The 25,624-nt window shown below is 36.4% G+C and carries 25 protein-coding genes; 18 read left to right on the forward strand and 7 right to left on the reverse strand.

The window, feature by feature from the left end:
* The first annotated feature begins 48 nt into the window (after positions 1-48).
* The 3 genes from J2S17_RS01725 (at position 49) to coaA (ending at position 2,857) form a co-directional block, all read left to right on the forward strand.
* Positions 49-675 (forward strand): FMN-dependent NADH-azoreductase, encoded by a 627-nt coding sequence (locus tag J2S17_RS01725; protein WP_307471288.1) that lies wholly within the window; start codon positions 49-51, stop codon positions 673-675.
* 452 nt (positions 676-1,127) lie between these two features.
* Positions 1,128-1,418: an HIT family protein gene (locus J2S17_RS01730; RefSeq protein ID WP_307471289.1), complete on the forward strand. Its 291-nt coding sequence runs from the start codon at positions 1,128-1,130 to the stop codon at positions 1,416-1,418.
* Between the two features lie 491 nt (positions 1,419-1,909).
* The gene (coaA, locus tag J2S17_RS01735) at positions 1,910-2,857 is read left to right on the forward strand and encodes a type I pantothenate kinase (protein WP_307471290.1); all 948 of its coding nucleotides are present in this window, start codon (positions 1,910-1,912) and stop codon (positions 2,855-2,857) included.
* Positions 2,858-3,006: 149 nt separating this feature from the next.
* On the opposite strand, the gene J2S17_RS01740 is transcribed toward coaA, so the two are convergent.
* Entirely contained in the window at positions 3,007-3,756 is a 750-nt protein-coding gene (locus tag J2S17_RS01740; protein WP_307471292.1) for a hypothetical protein, read from the reverse strand.
* A gap of 128 nt (positions 3,757-3,884) precedes the next feature.
* Between J2S17_RS01740 and pepF the strand changes: the two genes are divergently transcribed.
* The 3 genes from pepF (at position 3,885) to J2S17_RS01755 (ending at position 7,423) form a co-directional block, all read left to right on the forward strand.
* On the forward strand, positions 3,885-5,672 hold the full coding sequence (pepF, locus tag J2S17_RS01745; protein WP_307471294.1) for an oligoendopeptidase F: 1,788 nt from the start codon (positions 3,885-3,887) through the stop codon (positions 5,670-5,672).
* 38 nt (positions 5,673-5,710) lie between these two features.
* Positions 5,711-6,196, forward strand: a complete 486-nt coding sequence (locus J2S17_RS01750; RefSeq protein ID WP_307471296.1) for a flavin reductase family protein — start codon at positions 5,711-5,713, stop codon at positions 6,194-6,196.
* Between the two features lie 75 nt (positions 6,197-6,271).
* Positions 6,272-7,423, forward strand: coding sequence for an NAD(P)/FAD-dependent oxidoreductase (locus J2S17_RS01755; RefSeq protein ID WP_307471298.1), 1,152 nt, complete (start codon positions 6,272-6,274; stop codon positions 7,421-7,423).
* A gap of 374 nt (positions 7,424-7,797) precedes the next feature.
* On the opposite strand, the gene J2S17_RS01760 is transcribed toward J2S17_RS01755, so the two are convergent.
* On the reverse strand, positions 7,798-8,622 hold the full coding sequence (locus J2S17_RS01760; protein ID WP_307471300.1) for an aldo/keto reductase: 825 nt from the start codon (positions 8,620-8,622) through the stop codon (positions 7,798-7,800).
* Between the two features lie 175 nt (positions 8,623-8,797).
* Between J2S17_RS01760 and J2S17_RS01765 the strand changes: the two genes are divergently transcribed.
* Together J2S17_RS01765 and J2S17_RS01770 are read left to right on the forward strand one after the other, a co-directional pair.
* A complete protein-coding gene (locus tag J2S17_RS01765) occupies positions 8,798-9,466 on the forward strand; it encodes an NAD(P)H-binding protein (RefSeq protein WP_307471302.1) in 669 nt (222 codons plus the stop codon).
* A 143-nt stretch (positions 9,467-9,609) separates the two neighbouring features.
* Positions 9,610-10,452: a 2OG-Fe(II) oxygenase gene (locus tag J2S17_RS01770; protein ID WP_307471304.1), complete on the forward strand. Its 843-nt coding sequence runs from the start codon at positions 9,610-9,612 to the stop codon at positions 10,450-10,452.
* A 32-nt stretch (positions 10,453-10,484) separates the two neighbouring features.
* On the opposite strand, the gene J2S17_RS01775 is transcribed toward J2S17_RS01770, so the two are convergent.
* Positions 10,485-10,661 carry an SE1832 family protein gene (locus J2S17_RS01775; protein WP_307471305.1) on the reverse strand — a complete coding sequence of 59 codons (177 nt, stop codon included), beginning with the start codon at positions 10,659-10,661 and terminating at the stop codon, positions 10,485-10,487.
* Positions 10,662-10,729: 68 nt separating this feature from the next.
* A complete protein-coding gene (locus J2S17_RS01780; protein ID WP_307471307.1) occupies positions 10,730-11,965 on the reverse strand; it encodes an MFS transporter in 1,236 nt (411 codons plus the stop codon).
* 112 nt (positions 11,966-12,077) lie between these two features.
* On the opposite strand from J2S17_RS01780, the gene J2S17_RS01785 reads away from it, so the two are divergent.
* Positions 12,078-13,796 carry an ABC transporter substrate-binding protein gene (locus J2S17_RS01785; protein WP_307471309.1) on the forward strand — a complete coding sequence of 573 codons (1,719 nt, stop codon included), beginning with the start codon at positions 12,078-12,080 and terminating at the stop codon, positions 13,794-13,796.
* 283 nt (positions 13,797-14,079) lie between these two features.
* Here J2S17_RS01785 and J2S17_RS01790 read toward each other — a convergent pair whose 3' ends face one another.
* A complete protein-coding gene (locus J2S17_RS01790; protein ID WP_307471311.1) occupies positions 14,080-14,823 on the reverse strand; it encodes a TraR/DksA C4-type zinc finger protein in 744 nt (247 codons plus the stop codon).
* A gap of 183 nt (positions 14,824-15,006) precedes the next feature.
* Positions 15,007-15,312, reverse strand: coding sequence for a DUF3788 family protein (locus J2S17_RS01795; protein WP_307471313.1), 306 nt, complete (start codon positions 15,310-15,312; stop codon positions 15,007-15,009).
* A 387-nt stretch (positions 15,313-15,699) separates the two neighbouring features.
* Here J2S17_RS01795 and J2S17_RS01800 point away from each other — a divergent pair, with 387 nt between their 5' ends.
* The 3 genes from J2S17_RS01800 (at position 15,700) to J2S17_RS01810 (ending at position 17,927) form a co-directional block, all read left to right on the forward strand.
* Positions 15,700-16,764 carry a YkvI family membrane protein gene (locus J2S17_RS01800; RefSeq protein ID WP_307471314.1) on the forward strand — a complete coding sequence of 355 codons (1,065 nt, stop codon included), beginning with the start codon at positions 15,700-15,702 and terminating at the stop codon, positions 16,762-16,764.
* A gap of 26 nt (positions 16,765-16,790) precedes the next feature.
* Positions 16,791-16,955, forward strand: coding sequence for a hypothetical protein (locus J2S17_RS01805; RefSeq protein WP_307471316.1), 165 nt, complete (start codon positions 16,791-16,793; stop codon positions 16,953-16,955).
* A gap of 204 nt (positions 16,956-17,159) precedes the next feature.
* Positions 17,160-17,927 carry an arylamine N-acetyltransferase family protein gene (locus J2S17_RS01810; RefSeq protein ID WP_307471317.1) on the forward strand — a complete coding sequence of 256 codons (768 nt, stop codon included), beginning with the start codon at positions 17,160-17,162 and terminating at the stop codon, positions 17,925-17,927.
* A gap of 442 nt (positions 17,928-18,369) precedes the next feature.
* Here the strand turns inward: J2S17_RS01810 and J2S17_RS01815 are convergent, their stop codons facing one another.
* Positions 18,370-18,621 (reverse strand): YuzB family protein, encoded by a 252-nt coding sequence (locus J2S17_RS01815; protein ID WP_307471319.1) that lies wholly within the window; start codon positions 18,619-18,621, stop codon positions 18,370-18,372.
* Positions 18,622-18,743: 122 nt separating this feature from the next.
* On the opposite strand from J2S17_RS01815, the gene murB reads away from it, so the two are divergent.
* The 6 genes from murB (at position 18,744) to J2S17_RS01845 (ending at position 25,567) form a co-directional block, all read left to right on the forward strand.
* Positions 18,744-19,646, forward strand: a complete 903-nt coding sequence (gene murB / locus J2S17_RS01820; protein ID WP_307471321.1) for a UDP-N-acetylmuramate dehydrogenase — start codon at positions 18,744-18,746, stop codon at positions 19,644-19,646.
* Between the two features lie 24 nt (positions 19,647-19,670).
* Positions 19,671-20,156, forward strand: coding sequence for a flavin reductase family protein (locus J2S17_RS01825; protein ID WP_307471323.1), 486 nt, complete (start codon positions 19,671-19,673; stop codon positions 20,154-20,156).
* 118 nt (positions 20,157-20,274) lie between these two features.
* Positions 20,275-20,949, forward strand: coding sequence for an AlkZ-related protein (locus J2S17_RS01830; RefSeq protein ID WP_307471325.1), 675 nt, complete (start codon positions 20,275-20,277; stop codon positions 20,947-20,949).
* A 300-nt stretch (positions 20,950-21,249) separates the two neighbouring features.
* A complete protein-coding gene (locus J2S17_RS01835) occupies positions 21,250-21,528 on the forward strand; it encodes an ATP-binding cassette domain-containing protein (RefSeq protein WP_307471327.1) in 279 nt (92 codons plus the stop codon).
* A 560-nt stretch (positions 21,529-22,088) separates the two neighbouring features.
* Entirely contained in the window at positions 22,089-23,834 is a 1,746-nt protein-coding gene (locus tag J2S17_RS01840; protein WP_307471329.1) for an ABC transporter ATP-binding protein, read from the forward strand.
* On the forward strand, positions 23,831-25,567 hold the full coding sequence (locus J2S17_RS01845) for an ABC transporter ATP-binding protein (protein WP_307471331.1): 1,737 nt from the start codon (positions 23,831-23,833) through the stop codon (positions 25,565-25,567). Before J2S17_RS01840 ends, J2S17_RS01845 begins: the two co-directional genes overlap by 4 nt.
* Positions 25,568-25,624: the final 57 nt, after the last annotated feature.

A 25,624-nucleotide genomic window follows, 5' to 3' on the forward strand; every position in this document is an offset into this window, starting at 1 on the left:
TTAATATATCTCAATTAATAATTTTACTTACTTCGGAGGTCCTGTCAAATGGCAAAGGTTTTATTTATAAACGCAAGTGATCGTCCTGCTGAACAAGCAGTGAGCGTACAAATGTATAATGCATTTTTACAAACATATAAAGAGGCAAACCCAGCAGATGAAATTACCGAATTAAATCTTTTCAAAGAAGATATGCCTTACTACGGTAATGATGCAATCATGGGCGCATTCAAAAGCAATCAAGGCTTAGAATTAACACCTGCAGAAGCAAAAGGTGCAAGTTTAATAGAAAAATATTTAACTCAATTTTTCGCTGCTGATAAAATTGTTTTTGCATTTCCACTTTGGAACTCAACTGTCCCAGCACCATTAATCAGCTATGTTTCTTACCTAGCTCAAGCTGGTAAAATGTTCAAATATACTGCTGAAGGTCCAGTAGGATTTGCTGGTGATAAGAAAGTCATTCTTTTAAATGCTAGAGGTTCTGATTACGCTTTAGAATACATGAAGGCGGCAGAAATGTCTCTAAACCTTGTTAAAGCAATCATCAGCCTTTGGGGCATTAATAACCCTGAAGAAGTGGTTATCGAAGGTCATAACCAATATCCAGAGCGCAAACAAGAAATCGTTGAAGCTGGCTTAGTGAAAACAGCAGAAGCTGCTGCTAAGTTTTAATAGATGCCAGAAAGCTGCCGAATATATTCGGCGGCTTTTTTTGATGCGTTGACAATCGCATACTACATAAATTTAAATTTATGGATGATCGAAGGGTTTACCAACGAAGGCTTATTCGTGCAGGATGTGAATTAATTGTTCTGGTATTTTTATATCTCTTTTAAGATTAATTTATAGTTTGTCTTACAATTAGGAAATATTATGAAGAAAGTCAAGCAGCTACAAATGATAAAAATCCGGGTGGCGATTTTCTTTCATTATAATCATATCAGCTGCAAGTGATTCTAGATTACTTTATCTCGGACTCTTAATTATGTTTTTTTGGAATAGTGAAGGCAACTGGTTTAGTTTAATAGACAATTTTCAACCACTATTCATTACCTTAATTGAACTGCATGTGGGACGACTCATAATTTTGAAGGATTGTTTTTTTTTTGGTCTTTAATACCCGTATGTTTAATAACAGTTTGAAGAGGAATATTCGGAAATGTTTTAATAATCATGTGCTTTGTAAGCTTGAGTTAGAACCAAGTCAAAAAGTAGTGGTGAGCAATGAAAATTGTTTATTTACCCAAATGCCTCAAGATATTCTAATCGGTTCAGGACTGATTATTCCAAAAAAACATAGAGAAAATGTATTTGAGCTATCTGAAGATGATTGGGCTGATACATTTGATTTGGTAAAGAAGGTAAAGGCTTACTTGGATGAAAATCACCAACCTAATGGCTATAATCTTGCTTAGAATACCTATTCTGCAGCCGGCCAGCATCTTTTTCATAGCCATTACATATTATACAGCGCTTTGATGATAAGCCTTTAGTTGGAAAAGATCTGTTAAGTTTTATTGGGAAACGAGAAAATAAAAGAGAATTTTTGTAAGGATCTTAGTGTTTGTGCATTAATGGTTTGAGGACAACACAGTAAAATAGTTGAATTCTGAATTATAAAGCTGATACCTTTTAGAAATTAGCAGCAACAAAAGTTTAATTCGGCAAAAACCACAAACAATCCGGCAAATACGAGAATAATTCAGCGAAAATCGTAAACAATCCGACAAAAATAAAAAATAATCCGGCGAAAACTGCAAACAATCCGACATTTAAAAAGGATTTTCCTTATTTGTTAATGAACAGTTACTGGATAAAGTTCTATATTTTTATCCGATTTAGTGATAAATTAATTTTAAATAAACCAATATAATAAATATTAGTAACTGAAAAGAGAGGATAAACTTTGAAAAGTGAGACGATTGAAAAATACTCTCCATACATATCTTTTAATAGGGCAGAATGGTCAAATCTTCAAGCTACCCAAATCTCATTAAATGATATTGATCTTAAGTCTCTGCAAGGAATAAATGAATGTTTATCATTAAAGGAAATCACAGAAATATATCTGCCATTATCTCAGTTAGTCAATTTATATTACTCGAGTACAAGAGAGCTTCATAAAACTCGCAATGCTTTTTTGAATGATAAAACAAAAAAGGTTCCTTATATCATTGGAATTGCCGGCAGTGTAGCCGTCGGGAAAAGTACTACTGCAAGAATCATTCAATACTTGATTTCACGATGGGCTGATCAACCAAAAGTTGAATTGGTAACGACTGACGGCTTTCTTTATCCGAATGAAAAGCTGGAGTCCAAAGGGTTGATGAAGAAAAAGGGATTCCCTGAAAGCTACGACGTGGCGAAGCTTTTTCGGTTTTTATCAGAATTGAAGTCAGGAAGAGCTGACGTATATGCTCCAGTGTATTCTCATTTAAAGTACGATGTTCTAATAGGAGAAAATCAGGATTTGTGCCAGCCAGATGTTGTAATTGTCGAAGGAATAAATGTTTTGCAGCCGCCTAAGCATAAAAAAAAGGGAGTGAAATCATTCGTTTCTGACTTTTTTGATTTTTCTTTGTATATTGATGCTGATGAAACTGACATTGAAAGTTGGTATAAGGAGCGCTTTCATTTACTTCGAAGAACGGCATTTAAAAACCCTGAATCATATTTTGATAAGTTTGCAAAGATTTCCGAACATGCTGCATCTCAAGTGGCTGATCGTATATGGAGTGAAACGAACAGAGTGAACCTTATTGAAAATATTTTACCTACTAAAAATCGTGCTGACCTAATATTAAAAAAAGGTAAGAGACATGCGGTTACTGAGATTAAAGTTCGCAAGCTATAACTTTTTATAGACAATAGGTAGACAGTTCAGGAACTCACAATTTTGATAGGCTAGTTAAACTCATAATACATATTTTTAAAAAAAATTAGATCAAAGACTTAAATATTAAGAAGAGGACCGTTGATTAATATTCAACGATCCTTTTCATTTTAACCCTTCTTTATTTTTGAAGGATTATTTATTTTATAGGTGATTTTTTCTTCTACGATGAACTCTTCCTCAGCATCCTTGCCTTTAGGGAGGCTCTTTTTAACAATTTTACCGTCAAACTCTAATTGGTCACCTTTACTAAGTTCCTGCTTTTTGAGTGTGTTTGAATGTGAGCACCAGGCAAGTCCAACTTCTGTCTGTTCCTCTCCTTCAATCACAACATCTTCAAGCACAATGACTTCATCATTATCGTCTTTAAAATGATTCCAGCTTAAGCCGAATTGTTTCACCTTTGCTGAGAAATGGACTTTGTCTTCCGGGAGCTCCAGCTTTTTCGGAGCTGGCCCCTTCTTCTTGGGCTGTTTTTTGGGTGCTGGTGCAGTTTTCGGTTTTTCTTTTACTTCTGTAACAGCTGGTTCACCTGCTGCAAGGAAAGCCTCTTTTCCAAAGCTTCCAGCCTGCATCTCCTTTAAGTAAGCTGGATGAATACAACTCAATTTTCCATCTTGGAATTCGATAATGATGGTATTCAAATCCTGTGTCTGGCCGTATACTTCATACCCAATAATTTTGACTAGTCGCTGGTGGGTTTTTTGCTTATACCAAAATTCTTCTTTTGCTGTTAAACCCCATTCCTTCAGCTTTTCATAATAATGGGTTTCGTTATCAAAAACTTCATATTCACCTAGAGGGGGATAATAGCTTGTTTGATTGGCATCCTCAATATGAGGCAATGTGATTGCTGCCATTATAGATTCACTCCTTTGTTCTACTTTTTTATTTTATATGAATGAATAAGGTTTAGGAATTGATATATAGAATATATTTAGTAATATTAACTTATAAAGAGAAAAAATGAAATAAAAGGAGATTTTCCATGACTACATACAAAAGCCGTGAAGATGTGCCATTAAATGAAAAATGGAATGTGGACGATATTTATGCGAATGCATCTATTTGGCAGCAGGATTATAAGGAAATTGCTGAAATTGCAGATGCCCTAAAAAAGTTTGATGGACAAATTAACAATGGTTCTTCACTTTTTCAATTTTTAAAGAAACAAGAAGAATTGTCTTTTTTATTTGGCAAGCTGTATGCATACGCCATGTTAAAATCTGATGAAGATACGAGAAATACCCATCATCAGTCATTAGTGGATCAAGCCAAACAGCTGAGCGTTAAGGTTAGTTCAGCCACTTCTTTTTTCATGCCTTTCCTATTGAGCTTGGAGGAGAAGACATTAAAGGGATATTTAGCTGAAGAGGAAGGTTTGAAATATTTTGAAGAGGACTTATTAGAGTCTTTTCGTTACAAGCCGCATGTTTTATCAAAAGAACAAGAAGAAATCCTTTCTCAGCTGGGTGAATCATTATCTGCACCTTCCAACACGTTTAGTATGATCAATAATGCAGATATCAAATTTGGGGACGTTACTGATGAAATGGGGGATAAGGTAGAGTTAACACGAGGCATGTATGCAAAACTGATTGAACATGAGGATCGCGAAAAAAGGAAGGAAGCTTATCAAGCTTACTACCAGCCTTATCTTCAATTGAAAAATACAATCGCATCAACATTGTCTGCTGCTATAAAAAATAATGTTACAACATCAAAGCTTCGCCAATATCCTTCTGCTTTAGAAAAATCATTATTTGGCGATCAAGTGCCGAGAGAGGTTTATGAGAATTTAATTCTGACAACTAAAAAAAATATTGCTCCGCTGCATCAATATACGAAGTTGAGAAAGGAGAAGCTGGGGTTAGATGATCTCAGGCAATATGATTTAAGTGCACCGCTCGTAAAAGGTGTGGACTTAAAAATATCTTATGATGAAGCCTTTGACACAATGTGTGAAGCGTTGGTACCATTAGGTAGTGATTACATTAACGTCTTGAAGGAGTTCAAAGAATCTCGCTATATTGACGTTCGGGAAACAAAAGGGAAGCGTTCAGGTGCATATAATTTAGGTGTGTATGGTGTTCATCCATTTATTTTATTAAACCATCGCGATGATTTGGATAGTTTATTTACCTTGGCGCATGAATGCGGACACGGGGTACATAGCAAGCTCAGCTCTCAGCATCAGCCGCAAATTACAGCCCGCTACAGTATTTTTGTCGCAGAAGTGGCATCTACTGTTAATGAGGTGCTATTGATTAAGTACTTGTTAAATAAAGAAGAAGATACTACGATTCGCAAACATTTACTCAATCATTTTATCGATCAATTTAAGGGAACCTTCTTTACTCAAGTCATGTTTGCTGAATTTGAAAAAATCACTCATGAGATGGCAGAAGAAGGGAAGCCATTGAATGCGGAAGTATTTAATGACGTATATGAAAAGCTGTTTAAGGAGTATCATGGAGATGAACTGGTATTTAATGAGGAAGTAAAATATGGCTGGTCGCGCATCCCTCATTTTTATCGCCCGTTTTACGTCTATAAATATGCAACAGGCTATGCATCAGCGATTCAGCTTGCTACCAAAATCCTTGAAGGTGATCAGGATGTCCTTGCTTCTTACTTGGAATTCTTAAAAAGCGGAAGCGCAGATTATCCGCTGGAATTATTAAAGAAAACAGGGGTGGATTTAACGGCCCCGCAACCAATTGAGAATTCTTTAAATACGTTTAAAGAACTGGTAGAAGAATTCTCAGAACTATAAAAATCTATGAAGCTGTTTTGGAAGGTGTGGTTTGTTATATGTCCAATACCGATCGTTTTAAAGAGATAATGGGAAATTATCCAACAGGAGTAACTGTTGTTACAACGACTGATGAAAAAGGGATGCCATTGGGGCTGACAGTCAATTCTTTTGCATCAGTATCCTTAGATCCATTATTAGTTCTTTGGTCAATTGATCATAAAGTAAATTCTAAAAAAGTATTTGAAACATCGGGAAAATTTGCAGTACATGTTTTAGCAAGCGATCAGGCTGACATATGTTCCTTGTTTGCGAGCAAAGGCATTGACCGTTTTAAAAACTGTGAATGGAGCTTATCTGATCATAATCTGCCAATTATTAAGGGTGCAGCAGGCGTGTTGCAATGCACCAGCTATAAAACGGTTGAAGCAGGCGATCATACAATTTTAATTGGTGAAGTAATCGATATTGAGAGTGCAGAAAAAGAACCGCTACTTTATCACAAAAGAAAATTCGCAGGGATTCCTGAAGGATTTTATCAATAACATTATTAAAAGAGAAGAGACGATCTTACATTATCGTCTTTTCTTTATGAAATCTAATAGAAAAAGGTGTGTACTATGAAAACCTATATAGTGATTGGTGCAGGCATTCTAGGCGCCTCAACAGCCTATCATTTGGCAAAGTCAGGTGAAAATGTAATCCTGATGGATCGTCAGGACCCGGGACAGGCAACTGAAGCCGCGGCTGGCATTGTCTGTCCATGGCTTTCTCAGCGAAGGAATAAAGCATGGTATTCACTCGCTAAGAATGGAGCTAAATACTATGCAGAATTGATTCCTCAGCTTGAGAGAGATGCTGAAGCGGATACCGGCTATAAAAAGGTGGGGGCAATTAGCATTCATACAGATGAAGCTAAATTAGCTAAGATGGAGGAACGTGTGCATAAGAGGAGAGAAGATGCACCTGAGATTGGTGACATCCAGCAATTATCCGGAAAGGCAACGAATGAATTGTTTCCGCCTCTGTCTGCCGATTATTCATCGGTACAGGTAAGTGGCGCTGCACGTGTAAATGGCAAATTGCTCCGTAAAGCACTTATTCAAGGTGCAGAGAAATATGGCGCTACTGTCATTCATGGTGAAGCCAGTATCGCCATGAATGAGCGAATCATCATTGGTGCAAAAGTAAACGGAGAATTATATAAAGCCGAAAAGGTTATTGTCACTGCGGGTGTATGGGCAAAAGAATTATTTAAGCCACTCGGAATCGACTTCCATGTTACTGCCCAAAAAGCGCAGATTATTCATCTTCATCTCCCTGATACTGAAACGGATGACTGGCCAGTAGTCCAGCCTCCCAATAACCAATACATCCTTACCTTTGATAAAGGAAAAGTGGTTGTAGGGGCAACACACGAGGATGAACATAATTTTGATACACGGGTGACTGCTGGCGGGCTGCATGAAGTTTTACATAAAGCATTAACTTCCGCTCCAGGTTTAGAACATAGCACAGTCACAGATACGAAGGTTGGCTTTCGTCCATTTACACCGGGCTTCTTACCCGTTATAGGCCAGCTTCCAGGATATGCAGGATTATTAGCTGCAAACGGACTTGGTGCTTCGGGGCTAACAACGGGTCCATTTCTAGGAGCGCAGCTGGCAAAGCTCGCGAAAGAAGAAGAGTTGGATATTGATTTATCATTATATGATATAGGTCAAGCAGCTGAAAGTTGTGAACCGATAAGTGAACTTGATTCATATTTGTGAAGTGTGCTTTCGTCATTTTTTCGATCATAACACAAGGAGAGCGGCTTTATTGTCACGGGGTCTCAATTCTGAGGGGAAGTCAATTTTTTGTTCTTAAATAACAGGAACTTAGCAGTTCGATTAAGACTTGTTTCGTAACAAAAATACAATGAACCGCGGAAAAGAGCAATGACTTTTTGCCAATAACAGTAATGTTTATTTTATAATAAAAAACAAAAAAATATTAAATCTCTTGTAAAACGAAAATAGCTGAACAATACACTTTCTAAGGTAGAATAAATAACAGCAAAAGAGTACCCATTTAGGTACTCTTTTGTTGTTATTACCATATTTAATCATGTTTTTTACTTACAAATAATGATTTGTCTTTCTATTTATCTCATATTCATATCGCTTGGGTCCGGACCTTTTCGTTCATCGCGATTCAATTGATTGATCTGCTCCATTTCTTCAGCAGACAGTTCAAAATCAAATACTTCAAAGTTTTCTTCAATTCTTGCTGGTGTAACTGATTTCGGAATGACAATTGTGTTGTTTTGTAAATGCCAGCGCAGTACCACCTGTGCAGCTGTTTTATTATGTGTATGAGCAATCGTTTGAATGGACTCAAGTTGAAGAACTTCTCCACCTTGTTGTAGCGGGCTCCATGCTTCTACAAAAATATCATGTTTAGCACAGAAATCCTTTAGGTCATTCTGAGCTAAAAATGGATGGCATTCAATTTGGTTTAACACAGGTTTTACTGTACATTGCTCAAGAATTTTCTCTAAATGCTCAATATGGAAGTTGCAAACGCCAATCGCTTTTACTTTTCCATCATGATATAGTTTTTCTAATGCTTTATATGTATCAACATACTCATCAAATTGAGGAGTTGGCCAATGAACTAAATATAAATCTACATAATCAAGGCCAAGTCTTTCTAAGCTTTCATCGAAGGCACGCAGTGTATTTTCATAGCCATGATCAGTGTTCCACACCTTTGTTGTGATGAATAGCTCTTCACGAGAGACGGATGAATCATTAATGGCTTTGCCCACTCCAATTTCATTTTGATATATCATGGCAGTATCGATTGAGCGATAGCCCGTTTCAAGTGCTTTTGCAACCGCTTTTGTTGCTTCATTATCTTCAACCTGCCAAACGCCAAAACCTAGCTGCGGCATTTTTAATCCATTATTTAATGTAACTTCATTCATCTGACATTTCTCCTTTTAAAAAAGATAATTGCTCTTTGCTTATTATTTCATATTAACTAATTTTTTCAAAATGAAAAATCCTGAACAAACAAAGTTTCCAGTCATTTTATTTTTCTAACACTTCATTTCGCGATATCATTATAATAAATACATATAGGCAGGAGGGATTGTTTTAATGAAAACCGCGTTAATTGCTGGTTCTACTGGACTTGTAGGGAATGAATTGCTGAAACTGCTTTTAAATAAAGCAGATTATGATAAAGTGTATGCCTTAGTAAGGAGACCGCTAAATATACAGCACCCTAAATTGATAGAAGTTGATTGTGATTTTAACAACCTTGAGAACGTGAAAGATTATTTTGCCGTTAATGATGTGTATTGCTGTTTAGGAACAACGATCAAAAAGGCAAAAACGAAAGATGCGATGTACAAAATAGATGTGGATTACCCTTACAAAATGGGAAAGCTTGCTGTAGAAAAAGAGGTAAACCATTTTATAATTATTAGTTCAATGAATGCAAATGCCCGTTCGAAACTATTCTATCCAAGAATTAAAGGATTGCTTGAAGATAAATTAAAGACTCTTCCACTCCATACGCTATCTATCGTAAGGCCCTCGCTTATACTAGGCAATCGAAGTGAAAAAAGATTCGGCGAAAAAGTGGGGATGAACACATATAAAATTCTTTCACACTTTCTAAGCGAACAGTCAAAGAATAAATTAGCTATAGAGGCTAGAGATGTTGCGGTAGCAATGGCTGCACTTGCTAAACGGGATTCCGAGGGTCTGATGGTTTGCTCTTCACAGGATATGGCAGAGATTGTGAAGCAGACAAAAAAATAAGCGCGGGCATAAACTTTTGCTAAACGAAGGAAATCATTTGGCTTTTTCCCTTTTGCATAATCATCTATAATAAGTAAATGCAGTATTTTCTGATTATTGGACCTTCGTAAAACAATCTTAAACGATCAAAAGGGGATGATGATTTGGATAAGATAAAGAACATCTCAGAAGAATTGAAAGAGTGGATAATCCATACTTTACAAAGCGGAGTAAGCCCTTTAGCGATATGCAATGGCTTGATAAAAAAAGGGTTTGACCCTAAATTTGCATATGAAACTTTATTCGAAATTGTTGGAAATGGATCCGTAACAAATATAAACCACGCTTACCAATACGAACCTATCCATATCTCAGATCAGGGGAACATACTACATACATCTGATCGAGAGGTCTATATCCGAGCCAAGAGTATAAAGCCCGTGATTATTCAATTCGAAAATGTGTTAAGTGATGATGAATGTAATCTGCTAATCCAGCTTGCAAAAGACCGCTTACAGCCATCAAAAGTAATTGATGCAAACTCCGGTGCAGAAAAAGCAGCAGCAGGGAGAACGAGTAAAGGGATGTATTTTCGACTGCAAGAAAATGAGCTCATTGCTAAAATAGAGCGTAGAATTGCGGAAATTACAAACTACCCATTAGTGAATGGAGAGGGCTTACAAGTTCTAAATTATCAAATCGGTGAAGAATACAAAGGACATTATGATTTCTTCCCAGAAAAAAAGGTCGATCCTTCTAAAGGCGGGCAGCGGATCGCAACCATGCTTCTGTACTTAAATGATGTAGAAGCGGGAGGAGAAACCATTTTTCCAAAAACAGGACAATTAATTGTTCCAAGAAGAGGGTCAGCTGTTTTTTTCCACTATGGAAACAGCTTAGGTGAAGTGGATCGTCTTTCACTCCATTCAAGCATCCCAGTTGAATCGGGTGAAAAGTGGGTCGCAACCAAGTGGATACGCCAGCATAATATTTACCATGGTGCATGAAAAAGCCGGAAAGCATTTGCTTTCCGGTTTTATTAGATTTCAGATTTCAATTTATGCAAATTCCTTAGCTCTTCTTCAATCTCCTGCATTCTTGCCTCTTGCTTCTCAACTGAACGTCCGAATGATTCCAGCTTTTCGATATCATCTTGCAGGCGAATATAGTCCATCTTTAATTCTGTCATTTGTGCTTCAATCTCTTTAAGAGTCATATCATGTCACCACACTTCATTCAATATATCCTATAGTTTAGCTTAAATAATTCAATAAATCTATTGGATTAATCCAGCTGTCTAAAAGAGTGAAACAGCAAGATAATAAATAATACGAATATTATAGCTGCTGAAGCGATAAATAAGATGGGGATGGGCAGCCATTCAGCCCACAGCCCAGAAATCATTAATCCCAAGGGGAGTGTGATTTTCATTAACATTGATGAAGTGCCTGAAACCCTGCCTAACAAATGATTGGGAGTAAACTCCTGCCGAATCGTAAAGTAGACAATATTAGAAATGGTAATCGCAAATGTTCTTATGGCAAGAGATATCCCGATTAACCACCAGCTAGTAGCAGCGATGATACATATAATCCCAATGACATCTATTAAGAGGGTGAAAGTATATATTTCTCCACGACCAAATTTTTTTCTTAAGCGTCCTACAATACTTGCTCCAATCAAACCGCCGATTGCTGAGATAGAATACATTAATCCAACTTCAGTTTCAGACGATCCGAGCTGATCTACAACATAAAATATAAGAATGCCAATTATTAAACTGGAAGCAAAATTCACCCAAAGAACGGTAATAGTTGGTATGAGGAGGATCTTGTTTTGAAATAATTCATCAATCCCTTCCTTCATATCTATCCAAATTGTTGATCCTTCTTTTGTATTAGAAGTATGAGGATGATACGACAAGAAATACATACATAAAAACATTAAGAAAATGCAGACAGTGTATATCGCAAAGGAATAGGTAAATGAAAAAACAGCGATAATAAATCCAGCGACCCCGGGTCCGATCATTCCAATGATTGTTTGTGCAAAAGAAAATTTTGCATTGGCATTTATTAACTGCTCCTTCACTACTATTTCAGGTAGGACAGCGTGCTGAGCATTTCCAAATGTATAGCCAGAAGCAGACAGAGCAAAGCCTAATATGTATAAATGCCATATTTCAACTTGATCGACGATTAATAAGTAGACAAGAAAAGTCATGGACATTGCTTGGATGAAAGATGCCCATTGCATCATTTTTTTTCGATTATATCGATCAACCAGGACACCTGCAATCATTCCGATAAAAATATTGGGAAAGAATTCAATCATTCTCATGGTACTCATTGCTAATGCAGATTGGCTAATCTGATAAATGAGCAATGGAATCGCAATCGTATAGAGCTGAAAACCAAAATTAGAAATAATAGATCCTCCCCAAATGAGAAGGAAATTCCTGTTCCTCCAAAGACTTTTAGTTTCTTTTTTATTTTGATGCCCAATGGCTTCAGTATTCATCGGATGCCCCCTATACTATTTTCTTATGATAGAAATAAGTGTAAAGTAATAAAAGAGGAACAAAAAGTGAAGAAGTAAATAAAATTTATTCACCTTTTATCGAGGAGTATATATGAAATATATCGAATATTGCAAAAAGTTAACCGGCCATTTCCAAAAGGATATCGAAACAGAAACTTCAATCGTTCATTTAGCTAAAATCTTCAGCTGTTCTGATCGATATGTGAAAACCATCATTCATTCTCTGCATAACCAAGGTTTGCTGGAATGGAGGCCAAGAAAAGGAAGAGGGAATAAACCAACATTAATTATGCATCAAACAACAAATGACCTCTTTTTTATGGAAGCATGTCTTTTAGTAGAGAAGGGCGAATATAAAAACGCTTTTCACAAAGTTTCTTTTTTGGAGAAGCATAGACAAATAGAGTTCCAATCCTGGTTCGATAAGCATTTAGGGGTTTTAAAGAGTGCGGGAAATAATGATGATGTATTAAGATATTCCTTTTATAAAACGGAGTTGCAATTAGATCCGTTAAAGAGCATCTCTAGGCATGACCGCCATTTTTTGCAACAAATTTATGATCAATTAGTCGAATATGATTCTCATTCGGGTAAACTCTTTCCTAAAATTGCTCATCATTGGGATACCCATGATGGCATTGTTTGGACATTTTATTTAAGGAAGAGCGTTTATTTTCACAACCATACAGAACTGACTAGTAAAGACATAAAGTATACTTTTGAACGCATGTCACCTAATGATCAAGTTCGAAAAATGATTAAAGGAATGAACATTATTAATAAACATATCATACGGATGACATTGCACGGGATCAATCATTTATTCCCACGCTATTTAGCCAGTATAAAGCTTTCCATCATACCGATGAAAACACATAATGAACAGCTCTATCGATTAAATGATGCACCGATCGGATGTGGCCCTTATCAGCTTGTTAAGCACACCGATGAGCTCATTCGATTAGATGTTTTTCCAGAGTATTATGGATATAGACCGTGGTTAAACAGAGTAGAAATCATATTTACCCCTGAAGATTATCAAAGTTCGCAAGTTCACCCCTTTTCAGTGCAAACAGCCCATTCCAGCTGGGAAGAGTCCTTAGTAGAGGAAGAGGGAGCAGATTATATTTCTATTAATTGTCATAAGAATGGACCTTTAAAAGAGAAAAAGATAAGAAAATATATTTATCATCATATTCTTTCGAATGACTTTTGTTTGGATAATGAGGTTGTTGCTAATAGTTTTTTAACTGAAAAATCAGCAAACGCGAGAGAAATTGGATTAAATGAAGAGATAAAAGCAATGATTACTGACTTCACTTTAACGATTGCCGTTCAGCAAATTCGCCCTGGAGTCAATCATGAACGAGAGGCAAAAGTATTGCAAAACCAGCTAGAAGCAATTGGGGTTAAAGCGAATATAGTTATCATAAATATGCAGAAATTCCAATTGAATGATGTTCTTCAAAAATGTGACCTATTTATCGGAGGAGTTGCCTTTTCGGATGATTTATTACTAGCTGCTTTTTCATCTATTCAATCTCCTGATTTATTCATCTACACATTTCTTAATGCAAAACAGAAACAAATCTTCAATACTAATCTAGAACGGATCAAAAGAAGTACAAATGAATGCGAGAGATGGAAGATTTATTATCAGATAGAAGATTTCTTAAAAGCAGAAGGGATAGTTAAATTTCTTAACCATCGTTCTCATAAGATTTTTAAACCATCTGACTCTCCTTTTGAAAATATTGAATTAGATAGCAACGGCAGAGTCGATTATCGCAAAGTTTGGAAGAAGAATTAAACTCGCAGCAGTGAATCGACGACTGAAAGGCAGATTTAAAAAAAGTGCATATCTCAGAATCTTGTTCATATACATGTAGTAGGGAAACGTAAGTCTTTACTTTCAAAGAGGATGCCGGAGGATGAACTTCACTTAAGTGAAGGAGGCGAATTCGGATCGAAGCCGAAGTTCTTATCCAATTACTTGTTCTTATTGTGATGATCATCGAGCTGGCGACCAATGAAAAGTAAAGCAGTAATGCAACAGAAAAACGAGCCGAATGAGGCTCGTTTTTTTTGCAGAATTAATCTTCAACATAGGGGTCTTGCTCGAACTCTTTTAAATCTCCAAAAGTTGTCATGATCCCTTCTTCATCTAAATCCTCTTCATATTCTTTAAGCTGAGTGGTCGGATATATTTGAATGTTTTTTCCATCGATATCATTCCCAATGCTATTTTCGATATCTTCCACATAGCCATGATTTTCATCTGAATTGAGATACATTTGATCATAATGTGCAGGAGGATCAAAGAAGTCAGAAGGCCCATCAGAGTTTCCCCATTTTGCGACAGATTGCCATGAGTCCTCTTCATCAAAACCGACATTCTCATTATCGTGATTAACCTCAACACTTGCATTTCTAACATCTTCTTCAACTGGACGATAATCGGATACAACTTGATGAGGGCTGTGTTCCACACATGTGACTGCTGTTGGAAGTGCTTCTAATCTTTCTAACGGAATATCTTTTCCGCATTCCTTGCATTTTCCATATGTGCCTTGTTCAATAGCAGCCAAGGCTTCAGTGATCTCCACTTCTTCAGCCTTAAAATGTCCTTCAATTGCCAAGTCTTTTTCTCGTTCAAATAATTCAGTACCTGTGTCGGCAGGATGATTATCATATGCCGATAATTCACCTGTATAGTTATAAATGCTTTCACCCTCGTGCAATCCAAAGTGATTATTTTGCTCAATTTGTTTATCTGTGGATTGAAGCTCTTTTTCAAGCAAAGACTTAAAATGTGATATTTGCTGTTCTGATAACATCATTTCACTCCTTATCTGACATGCTGATCTGCTCACTTAGCCGCCAGCAAGCAAAGATGTTTATAGCAATAATGTTCTTGACGTTATTGTCAGCTAACATAGATAAATTTATGTAACTGGAAAGGGTGTTTTTTATAAGTGTCTAATCTTTTTTTGGCTTTCTTTTAAGTGACAGGAGAGTGACTAAAACTTCAAATAACTCCTCATTAGGGAGTTCAAAATTACCCATTTACCATCATGATTGGTTTTTGCATCAGAGTAGGTTTGATAGATGACAGGAGGCAAAACTGCTTTTATTTCCTCGATTTTATCTCTTTCTTTTCTTCCGAATATGATCATTAATCCAATTTTATCTTCCTTTGGGAAAAGGGAGATAAGGGTTTTATTGGATTTTCTATATTTCAATTCATACTTGCGGTTTTTCCTCCTGTATACCACTCCTTGTTTATATTGAAGGATTGTGTAATGATATTGTCGGCTTTTAACCATTGCTTATATAAGCTTTCACCCAATATATGTTCTATTTGAATTGCATTTACTTGCAATTTTAGGCATCATTTACCTCCTAGTGCTTCTTCTTAAATGTAACTTTTCATAAACGAATAAAACAAATTACTCATTACACATATTTGAGCAACATCAGGTTATTAGGAATGTATGATAAATCAACTATGCAGTTTCACCGCACTATGCATCAAAAAATAAGTATTTTTTATTTTCAGGAAATTATTTTAGAAAAATGAGATTATTTCCTTGTTATTCGGGTAAATAACACTAGAAGGAGACCCCTACTTGTAATCCCCCTATACATTCAACATATATCCAAAAGCAACCAAATTGAGAAATTATTTTAATAATTTATTATGTGGAGGAAAAATGAAAAACATCTTTATCATTGCAAGTGCATTTATTGGTATTATTGTTGGAGCAGGATTTGCTTCAGGTCAGGAGATTTTACAATATTTCACGAGTTTCGGGAAAATGGGTATTGTTGGTGCGATTGTTGCAGCCGTCATTTTTGCATACATAGGTATGATTCTCATGAGGCTTGGAAGCAGGCTGCAGTCAGAGAACCATCAAGAAGTAATCAATAAAATAAGCGGTCGCTTTTTAGGCAAGATTATCGACTATATTCTTATTTTTGTTCTGTTGGGCATTGGTATCGTAATGATAGCCGGTTCTGGTTCGATTCTTAATCAACAATTTGGATTGCCAACAATGACAGGAACCATCTTAATCAGTATTCTGGTCATCATTACCGCTATGACAAATGTTGATCGCGTAGTGAAGGTCATCGCCGGATTAACACCGTTACTTATTTTATCTGTTATATTTTTATTCCTTTACAGCATGTTTACGATGGATGTTTCCTTCAGCTCACTCGAAGGAACAGCACTCAGTCACGATTCAGCTGCAGGCCATTGGCTAATTTCTGCAATAAACTATGTTTCATTAGCAACGGTAATGGGTGCATCGATGACACTCGTTATGGGTGGCGATGAAAAGAATGAAAAAATTGCTTCATGGGGTGGGTTTTTCGGAGGATTAGGTGTTGGTATTCTTGTAATCATTAATCATTTAACGATTTTTGCTAATGTTGAGGCCGTAGGTAGTCTAGATATGCCTGCACTTGGTATTGCGGCAAACATTTCTAATATGATCGGCGGACTATATGCGATTATCCTTTTCGCTATGGTTTACAGTTCAGCAGTAAGTATGTTCTTCTCATTTGGTACACGCTTCTTTGAACCAAAAACGCCAAAGTTTAAAATGTTTGTTACCATTTCTGTAGTTGTAGGATTTATAACCAGCTTCTTTGGTTTTACAGAATTAGTATCGTTCTTTTATCCCCTCTTTGGATATCTTGGAATGATCTTAATCGTAATACTCATCATTACACCTTTTAGGTTTCAATTATTCAAGAAAAAGCAGCCGAATTAATCGTAGAGGGGCTGGCCTAAAAGTTATTGGTGACAGTCGGACTCTTAGGAAAACTACTTTTTAGAGTTGATGGAACATGCGCAGAAGATGGGTATTGTATGCCGAATATAGAAGAAGAAATAGCTACAAAAGCTAGCAGTGGTTATCGAGTTCTTGAGCGTATTGATTCGAATCAAGTGAGTCCTTTTTAAAATAGAATCTAAAGTTTACACAATCCATTTTAGTGAACAAAAGCCAGGTACTTGGTGACTTGGTTTTTTGTTTGGAAATTTAGATTTTAGGAATGAAACTATCGAACATTTCAAAGAAGAGATGGGGGTGCATGGCATTTTTTTTGATAAAACCTATATACAAATGATATATTAAACCTAAAGGTATAAAAAGGGGTATGAGAAATGACAACAATAGATAAAGAATTCCGAATAAGAACCGATTTTCAAACAAATCTTACATTTTCTTCATTAAAAGAATTATTGATAAAAACTGCGAGTACTTTTCCCTTTGAAAATTTAGCAATAATAAATAATCAAATGCAGCCCATTACAAAAGAAAACCTAATAACAAAGCTGCTTGTAAATCATGAAGGCGGCCTTTGTTATGAGTTAAACCCGCTGCTTTATTACTTTTTAAAAGAAAATGATTGGGAAGTAAAATTAATTAGGGGCGTGGTTTATGATCATTCCAACCAGGGTTGGTCTAAGACAGGCAATACTCATGTACTGATTTTACTAACACACGAACACAAGCAATATATCATCGACACAGGTTTTGGCAATAATCTACCGCTCGCACCTGTTCCACTAAGCGGAGAAATCATGACAACGGAAAATGGTGCATATCACATCGGGCAGCGAGATGGCGCATTAACTCTTGAGATGAAGAAATTGGGAGATCAAGAGTGGAAAACTGGATATCGCTTTGATGTTGATGACATTGTGAAAGAGCATTCAGATTTAGATCATGTTCAACAAACCATCTTTAGCAGCCCTATATCTCCATTCAATAAAAAATTAATAATTACTCAAATTAGCGAAGGCGGAAGTTTGACGCTAACTGAAGGCTCATTCACAAAGAATGTGCAAGGAAAGATAGAAAAAAAGCAAATTTCAAAAGAAGAAGTACAAAAGCTTGCAAAACTTCATTTTGGTTTAGAGCTTGCATAGAAGATTTGATTGGCTGGCGTTTGAACGATTAATAATTAAGTTCTAATATGAAATTTGGGGTTGGAATTGCTTTCCTGAAAAGATCCGAAAAAAAATTTTATCAGCGTTAATCCCGATATATCACCGATAATTTTCAATATATCGCCGGTTTTCCGAATATATCGTTTAAAAATAATACTTATATCGGCGAAAAGCCCTTCTTCAGCGAAAATTAGCCCTTCTGCCAAGAGTTTTTCACTCCAAATATGTTTGGAATAGCAAACCAGATTAGAATCGCTGATATATCAGCGATAATTTCAATATATCGCCGATTTTCTGAATATATCGTTTAAAACTTATACTTATATCAGCGAAAAACCCTTTCTGTAATAAAATTGCCCAGTATCCAACAGCATAGACTAAAAACAAGCGAATCCAATGTGGCTGGATCCGCTTGGTCTTATTATGCCAAAAGTGAAAGCTCTTCCTCAATTTTCACTTTAATATTTGTGACACATTCTTCAATATTTTTTCCAGACACTCGCTGTCCGTTAACAAGCGCATAAGGCCGTAATTTGCATAAGCCACATAGATTTTGGCATTCATAACTCATAACGGCTACTTCGGGATATTGTGCTAACAATTCTTCGAGAATCGTCTCTGTTAAAAGATTGAGATCACATATCTCCAATAAAATCAGACCCAATTTTATCACTCTTTCTAAAACAAAGTACTAGAAAATAAAATGAATTCATGTTATTTTATTTTTATACCTTTCAGTATAAAAATGTTTTATACTTATGTAAAGCGTAAACAATTGAAAAAGGTGAAGTAAATATGAACATCATTGAAGCGTTACAGCAACTTTGCCCGAATAGCTTGATACTTCCTGGTGAATCGATGGCAAAATATACATATATTAAAGTTGGCGGCAAGGCTGACTTTTATGTCGCACCCATAAATATAGAGGATACGCAATCGATTGTAAAGTTTGCACTAACAAATGAGTTGCCTTTAACGATACTTGGAAAAGGATCAAACGTCATTATTAGTGATAATGGGTTAAAAGGAATTGTGCTTAACCTCGATCATTTTAATCACATAAACATACAGGGTAGGGACATTGTTGCAGGTAGCGGTGCAAAAATCATTGACGTTTCTAAAGCAGCCCTTTCAAATGAATTGACTGGTCTTGAATTTGCTTGCGGGATTCCTGGAAGTGTGGGCGGAGCCGTCTTTATGAACGCTGGTGCATATGGCGGAGAAATCTCAAATGTTTTGATTGAAGTTAAAGCTTTAACATTGAAGGGTGAATTGCGAACCTTTTATCAAGATGACTTTCAGTTTGGCTACCGATCAAGCATCTTTTCAAAAGAAGGCTTGATCATTTTAGAAGCAAAATTCAGATTGCAGCATGGTAAAGATGAACATATACGAAGTGATATGAATGAATTTACTTTGCTGAGAGAAGAAAAGCAGCCTCTGGAGTATCCATCATGCGGAAGTGTATTTAAACGTCCGCCTAATCACTTTGCAGGAAAGCTGATTGCTGATTGCGGTTTACAAGGGCTAAGAGTTGGCGGAGCAGAGGTTTCAAAAAAACATGCCGGATTTATTGTAAATATCGACCATGCTTCAGCAAATGATTACATCCATTTAATTGAGCAAGTACGAACAACCGTGAAAGAGAAATTTGATATTGCACTAGAAACGGAAGTTAAGATTCTAGGGGAAAAATAGTAGATCGGAAGGGGTAAGTTAAAGATGAGTAAAGCAGATTTGTTTAAAGAAGTTATGGGTAATTATCCAACAGGTGTAACCGTAGTAACTATGACAGATAATGAAGGTGTCCCTTTGGGGCTTACAGTAAATTCATTCGCATCTGTATCACTGGATCCAATGTTGCTCTTATGGTCCATTGACAAGCGCGTCTCAACATATGACAAATTTACCAATACTGATCAATTTGCTATTCATGTCCTTGCAAGTGATCAAGCGGAAGTATGTTCCCTTTTTGCATCAAAAGGAATAGATCGCTTTAAAAACTGCGAATGGGAAAAATCTAAAAATGACTTGCCAATTATCGCAGGAAGCGCAGGGGTATTTCAATGTAAAACATTCAAAACTATTGAAGCGGGCGATCATATGATCATTGTTGGTGAAGTGATTGATATTGAAAGCAACAAGAAAGAGCCCTTGTTATATCATAAAAGAAAATTCGATGGCATTCCTGCAAGTTTCTATGAATAATACGTTTTTATTGCTGATCCTGGTGACGGGATCAGTTTTTTTGTGCAAAGAAGGGAATTCTTATGTGGTTATAGAAACTAAAATAAGAGAATTTTTCTAAAGTAAGGAGAGAACTGTAATGGAATATAAAATAATAAAAACATATGAGGAAGCTGTAAAGGTAATTGAGGAAGTTGGTTTACTGCCTCTATCCCCTTTAATACCTCATTATCCTTCTTTAAATACGATTACTTCGGAAGACAAATGGCATTCTGAAACCGAGTATGATCCTTGGATTTGGAGGACTAAATTTTCAACTGACGGAATAGCAGGATACGGAAAATTCATCAAGAAAAAATCAGTACTAGTCTCTCGTGACCTTCTACCATATGTGAAGACAGTTTTGGGTTATCAGCAATCAGTTGAAGAAAGGTATTATAATGGCCACGTATCAAAAGAGGCGTTCAATATATATAAGATTATCAGCCGTGAAGAGGTTATCGATACTCGCGAATTAAGAACGAAAGGAGATCTCAGAGATAAAGAGAAAAAGAAAATCTTTGATAACGCACTTATTGAACTTCAAAGTTCAATGGATATTGTCATTTCTGGCATCCAAGAAAAAAAGAATGATGTTGGAGAAGTCAATGGATGGAGCAGCACAGCTTTTGAGACATACGATACATGGACAAACAGAAACAATATTAGCACAATTGATATGGATAGAGAAGATGCAAAGAAATATTTAAGTGCTCACTTTCAAAAGGTATGCGACAACGAGTCAATTAAAAAACTGGAAAAAATCTTTGCATAATAGTACTAGATTATTTTTTGAAATTAGAGATTTGAGTACAAGAATAATTATCAATTAAGTGACTGATTCAAAACGGACATCTAACCAACGTAATAGTGACCAATTCAATAAATATCTAATTAAAACGGGCATCTAATCAGTATAATAGTGACCGATTCGATGAGCGACAAATCAAAACGAGCATCTAACCAATGTAATAGTGACCGATTCGATAAGTGTCAAATCAAAATGGGCATCTAACCAAGGTGGTCTATACTGAGATTTAACGGCTCGGGAAAAACTATATTGCTTTAATTAATCATGGGTTATCATTGGGCAACAACTGGAAAAGTCACCGTACTTGGCCACTCATTTGGAAAAACCGATTTAAATGAACTGCGTAAAACAATCGGCTGGGTTAGTTCTTCCCTCCAAGAAAGAATGTGGCCAAATGAATTGGCACAAAACATCGTTGTGAGTGGAAAATTTGCTTTCTGTGGGTATATAACTGCAGAAGATCTGGAGAGAGCAAACAGTCTAATGGAACAGTTTTCCTGCAACCATCTATTTAATCCCATATCAATCATGCTCACAAGGTGAAAGGTAAAAATTGCGGATTGCTCGTGCGCTTATGGCAACCCCAAAGCTTTTGAAGAAATTATTCCTTCAATCAATAAAACACTTCATATGAGAGGCGAAGAAATTTTTTCAAGTGGAGATTCTGTCAATTTTTCGATAAGCAAGTAAAAATTGAATGGCGAGATGACAGACCATCGATAAAAATTTAAGATTGACAATTATAAGAAAATAGTGGTAATATTCGATAGACGCTAAACGATATTTTATAAAGGAGGAATGGACCATGCAAGGATTTAATACTCAGTTTATCACTATTAATTTCATACATTCTCCATACCTACTGCCCGTAAAATAACTATTTCTTACATAAAGAAGGTATTGACACGACTAAAATACCTTTTCCTGAGATGCATGCTCTTAATAGGGTGTGCATCTTTTTTGTTTGAATTACTAGTGATCAATTATGAGGAGGAAGATGATGATGAAGAAAAAATTTAAAATGATGATTTTCAAAAAGGAATTACTATATAGTGGGTAGCATTGTATTACATTACATCTGTGTAGGAGAGAAGGTGCGTTAAATGTTTGATGTATTAGGGAAGTTGGGCTGGTTTTTTAAACGATATTGGAAGCAATATACAATTGCGATTTTCTTACTGATCATTGCGACGATATTGGAAGTCATACCGCCTTATTTAATTGGCTCTATCATCGATATAATAACTGATGGTGAAATGACGAAGGAAATATTACGGCAATATGTCTTAATCTTTATAGCCATTATGGTATTAGGCTATATTTTAAACTTCTTTTGGCAATATGGATTATTTGAAGGAGCCATTAATCTTCAAAAAATCATGCGTCGTAAACTAATGGGTCAATTTTTAAGAATGACACCAACATTTTATGAGAAGAATCGTACGGGTGATTTAATGGCTCGGGCGACAAATGATTTAAATGCGGTTTCATTAACTGCTGGATTCGGAATTATGACATTAATTGATTCTACCTTATTTTTGGGGGCAATTATCTTAGCAATGGGATTTATGATTTCATGGAAATTAACTTTCTTTGCAATGCTTCCAGTGCCGATAATGGCAATCTTAATCCAATACCTCGGCAAGCTTGTTCATGAACGTTATATGAAGGCACAGGATGCATTCGGCGAATTGAATGATAATGTACTAGAATCAGTTGCCGGTGTGCGTGTGATTCGTGCTTATGTTCAGGAACAAAAAGATGAAGTGAAGTTCTCTGACATGAGTGAGGATGTATATGAAAAGAATATGCAGACAGCTAAAATAAATGCTTTCTTCGGACCGATCACGAGAGTCGGAACAGGGATCAGCTATGTCGTTGCGCTTGGATACGGTGCTGTGCTTGTATCTAATGGCGAATTGACTGTCGGTCAGCTCGTCACCTTTAATGTTTACCTTGGTCTAGCAGTTTGGCCTATTTTTGCCATCGGTGAGTTAATCAATGTGATGCAGCAAGGGAATGCATCACTTGATCGTGTTCAGGAAAGCCTTGAATATGAGGCTGATGTGCAAGACACGAAGAAACCTATAGCAATTGCAACACCAAGTGTCATCGGCTTTAATGATTTACTATTTCAATATCCAACGAGCCAAGTAATTAACTTACAGCAAATCTCCTTGTCACTCCAAAAAGGAGAGACGCTCGGTATCGTCGGGAAAACAGGTGCGGGAAAAACGACCTTCCTCCGACAGTTACTTCGTGAATATCCTATTTCCGAAGGACAGATTAATATTAATGGGATTGACCTGGCTTCACAAACAAAGGAACAGGTTCTTGATTGGATCGGATACGTACCACAAGATCATGTGCTTTTTTCACGGTCCATTCGACAAAATATTTTATTTGGGAAAGAAGATGCATCGGAAGCTGAGGTAGAAAAAGCGGTGGTTCTTGCTTCATTTAAAAAGGATTTAGATAACTTACCGATGGGTCTTGAAACACTTGTAGGTGAAAAAGGTGTTTCTTTATCAGGTGGGCAAAAACAGCGAGTATCAATTGCCCGTGCGCTGATTAAAGATCCTGAAATTTTAATCCTTGATGACTCATTATCAGCAGTTGATGCAAAAACTGAAGCAAATATTATTAAAAATATCCAGAATGAACGAAGCGGGAAAACAACCATCATTACCACACATCGTTTATCTGGTGTACAGCATGCTGATCAAATTATTGTACTGGATGAGGGACAAATCACTGAACAAGGAACTCATGAAAAGCTTCTTCAAGAAAACGGCTGGTATAAGGAACAATTTGACCGTCAACAGCTAGAGGAGGGAGGTCAAGCATGAGTACGGGTAAAAGATTAACCCAATATGCACTTTATTTTAAAGGACCGATCTTTTTAGGATTATTTTTCTTAACAATTGCTGTCTTTACAGAGCTTGCTGGCCCATTTATAGCCAAGAATATCATCGATAATCATATGACAATTGGTAGCCTTGAAATTAAGCCGATTGCCTGGCTCCTATGTTTATATTTCATTTTACAAATGTCATCCGCTATCTTTCGTTATTTCATGTATATTTATTTGCAAATAAGCGCAAACCGAATTGTACAAAAATTACGTAAGGATGTATTTGGTCATATTCAAACATTGCCTATTCAGTATTTTGATCATCTTCCAGCTGGAAAGATTGTGGCACGTGTTACCAATGATACAGAAGCAGTCAGAAATTTATATGTGCAGGTGCTCTCTAATTTTGCGACTAGCCTGATTTCTATCATCGGTGTCTACATCGCGTTGTTTATTTTAAATTGGAAGATGGCAATGATTGCTTTGATCATGATTCCAATTATCTACGCATGGATGATTTTATATCGTAAATATGCTTCCAAGTATAATGATGTCATCCGTACAAAGATTGCTGACATCAATGCAATGATCAATGAATCCATTCAAGGAATGTCTATCATTCAAGCCTTTCGTCGAGAAAAGCAAATGACGACGGAATTCAATGAGATGAATGACGAGCATTATACCTATGAGCGCAAGCTATTGGTTTTAGATTCAGCCACTTCACATAACTTGGTAAATACTCTTCGGCTGATATTATTTACGATATTCATCATTTACTTCGGAACACAATCGATTAGCACAACAGAGTTGGTGTCTGCTGGTACACTTTATGCTTTCGTGGATTATTTAACGAGACTTTTTAATCCAATTACGAATGTTGTAAATCAATTTTCCCAGCTTGAACGTTCTCTCGTTGCTGGAAATCGAATATTTGAAGTGTTAGATCTGAATGGAGAGAAAGTATCAGATGAAAAGATACAAAGGTATGAAGGACATGTGGTATTCGAAAATGTGTCTTTTGCATACAAAGACAATAATTATGTTTTGAAAAACTTATCTTTTGAAGCGAAACGTGGGGAAACCGTCGCTCTCGTTGGCCATACAGGCTCAGGAAAGAGCTCGATTATGAACTTACTCTTCCGTTTCTATGATCCATCAAAAGGAAAAATATTTATCGATGGAGTTGACATCACTTCAGTTTCAAGACAGACTATGCGTGATCATATGGGCATTGTTTTACAAGATCCATATTTATTTACCGGAACAATTGCTACAAATGTAAGTTTGGATGATCCTAAAATCACGCGTAAGCAAGTGGAAGATGCATTAAAAGCAGTTGGTGCAGATCGTGTACTAGGTCATCTTGAAAACGGAATCGATGAACCAGTCATTGAGAAAGGAAGCACTCTCTCATCTGGTCAACGTCAGCTCATTTCATTTGCACGCGCCCTTGCTTATGACCCTGCGATCTTAATATTGGATGAAGCCACATCAAATATCGACACAGAGACTGAAGAAATCATTCAGAATGCTATGGACGTTCTCAAGCGAGGACGTACAACCTTTATTATTGCTCATCGTTTGTCGACAATCAAAAGTGCAGACCGTATTCTAGTTCTTGAACATGGGGTTATTAAGGAACAAGGAACCCATGATGAATTGCTTGCTCATGGCGGGATTTATGAGCAGATGTACCAAATGCAGGCGAAGTCGTTGCAGGTTTAATAGATTTATCATAAAGAGAGGCTAGGGAAACCTAGTTTCTTTTTTTTATGTGTGCTA

The sequence above is a fragment of the Cytobacillus purgationiresistens genome, assembly GCF_030813235.1.
In the GTDB taxonomy this organism is placed as follows: Bacteria; Bacillota; Bacilli; order Bacillales; family Cytobacillaceae; genus Cytobacillus; species Cytobacillus purgationiresistens.

Bases quoted from the DNA above. Each gene is read 5' to 3' on its own strand.
- J2S17_RS01725 (WP_307471288.1), top strand. From the start codon at position 49: ATGGCAAAGGTTTTATTTATAAACGCAAGTGATCGTCCTGCTGAACAA.
- J2S17_RS01730 (WP_307471289.1), top strand. From the start codon at position 1,128: ATGTTTAATAACAGTTTGAAGAGGAATATTCGGAAATGTTTTAATAAT.
- J2S17_RS01740 (WP_307471292.1), bottom strand. From the start codon at position 3,756: ATGGCAGCAATCACATTGCCTCATATTGAGGATGCCAATCAAACAAGC.
- pepF (WP_307471294.1), top strand. From the start codon at position 3,885: ATGACTACATACAAAAGCCGTGAAGATGTGCCATTAAATGAAAAATGG.
- J2S17_RS01750 (WP_307471296.1), top strand. From the start codon at position 5,711: ATGTCCAATACCGATCGTTTTAAAGAGATAATGGGAAATTATCCAACA.
- J2S17_RS01755 (WP_307471298.1), top strand. From the start codon at position 6,272: ATGAAAACCTATATAGTGATTGGTGCAGGCATTCTAGGCGCCTCAACA.
- J2S17_RS01760 (WP_307471300.1), bottom strand. From the start codon at position 8,622: ATGAATGAAGTTACATTAAATAATGGATTAAAAATGCCGCAGCTAGGT.
- J2S17_RS01765 (WP_307471302.1), top strand. From the start codon at position 8,798: ATGAAAACCGCGTTAATTGCTGGTTCTACTGGACTTGTAGGGAATGAA.
- J2S17_RS01775 (WP_307471305.1), bottom strand. From the start codon at position 10,661: ATGACTCTTAAAGAGATTGAAGCACAAATGACAGAATTAAAGATGGAC.
- J2S17_RS01780 (WP_307471307.1), bottom strand. From the start codon at position 11,965: ATGAATACTGAAGCCATTGGGCATCAAAATAAAAAAGAAACTAAAAGT.
- J2S17_RS01785 (WP_307471309.1), top strand. From the start codon at position 12,078: ATGAAATATATCGAATATTGCAAAAAGTTAACCGGCCATTTCCAAAAG.
- J2S17_RS01790 (WP_307471311.1), bottom strand. From the start codon at position 14,823: ATGTTATCAGAACAGCAAATATCACATTTTAAGTCTTTGCTTGAAAAA.
- J2S17_RS01795 (WP_307471313.1), bottom strand. From the start codon at position 15,312: ATGGTTAAAAGCCGACAATATCATTACACAATCCTTCAATATAAACAA.
- J2S17_RS01800 (WP_307471314.1), top strand. From the start codon at position 15,700: ATGAAAAACATCTTTATCATTGCAAGTGCATTTATTGGTATTATTGTT.
- J2S17_RS01810 (WP_307471317.1), top strand. From the start codon at position 17,160: ATGACAACAATAGATAAAGAATTCCGAATAAGAACCGATTTTCAAACA.
- murB (WP_307471321.1), top strand. From the start codon at position 18,744: ATGAACATCATTGAAGCGTTACAGCAACTTTGCCCGAATAGCTTGATA.
- J2S17_RS01825 (WP_307471323.1), top strand. From the start codon at position 19,671: ATGAGTAAAGCAGATTTGTTTAAAGAAGTTATGGGTAATTATCCAACA.
- J2S17_RS01830 (WP_307471325.1), top strand. From the start codon at position 20,275: ATGGAATATAAAATAATAAAAACATATGAGGAAGCTGTAAAGGTAATT.
- J2S17_RS01835 (WP_307471327.1), top strand. From the start codon at position 21,250: ATGGGTTATCATTGGGCAACAACTGGAAAAGTCACCGTACTTGGCCAC.
- J2S17_RS01840 (WP_307471329.1), top strand. From the start codon at position 22,089: ATGTTTGATGTATTAGGGAAGTTGGGCTGGTTTTTTAAACGATATTGG.
- J2S17_RS01845 (WP_307471331.1), top strand. From the start codon at position 23,831: ATGAGTACGGGTAAAAGATTAACCCAATATGCACTTTATTTTAAAGGA.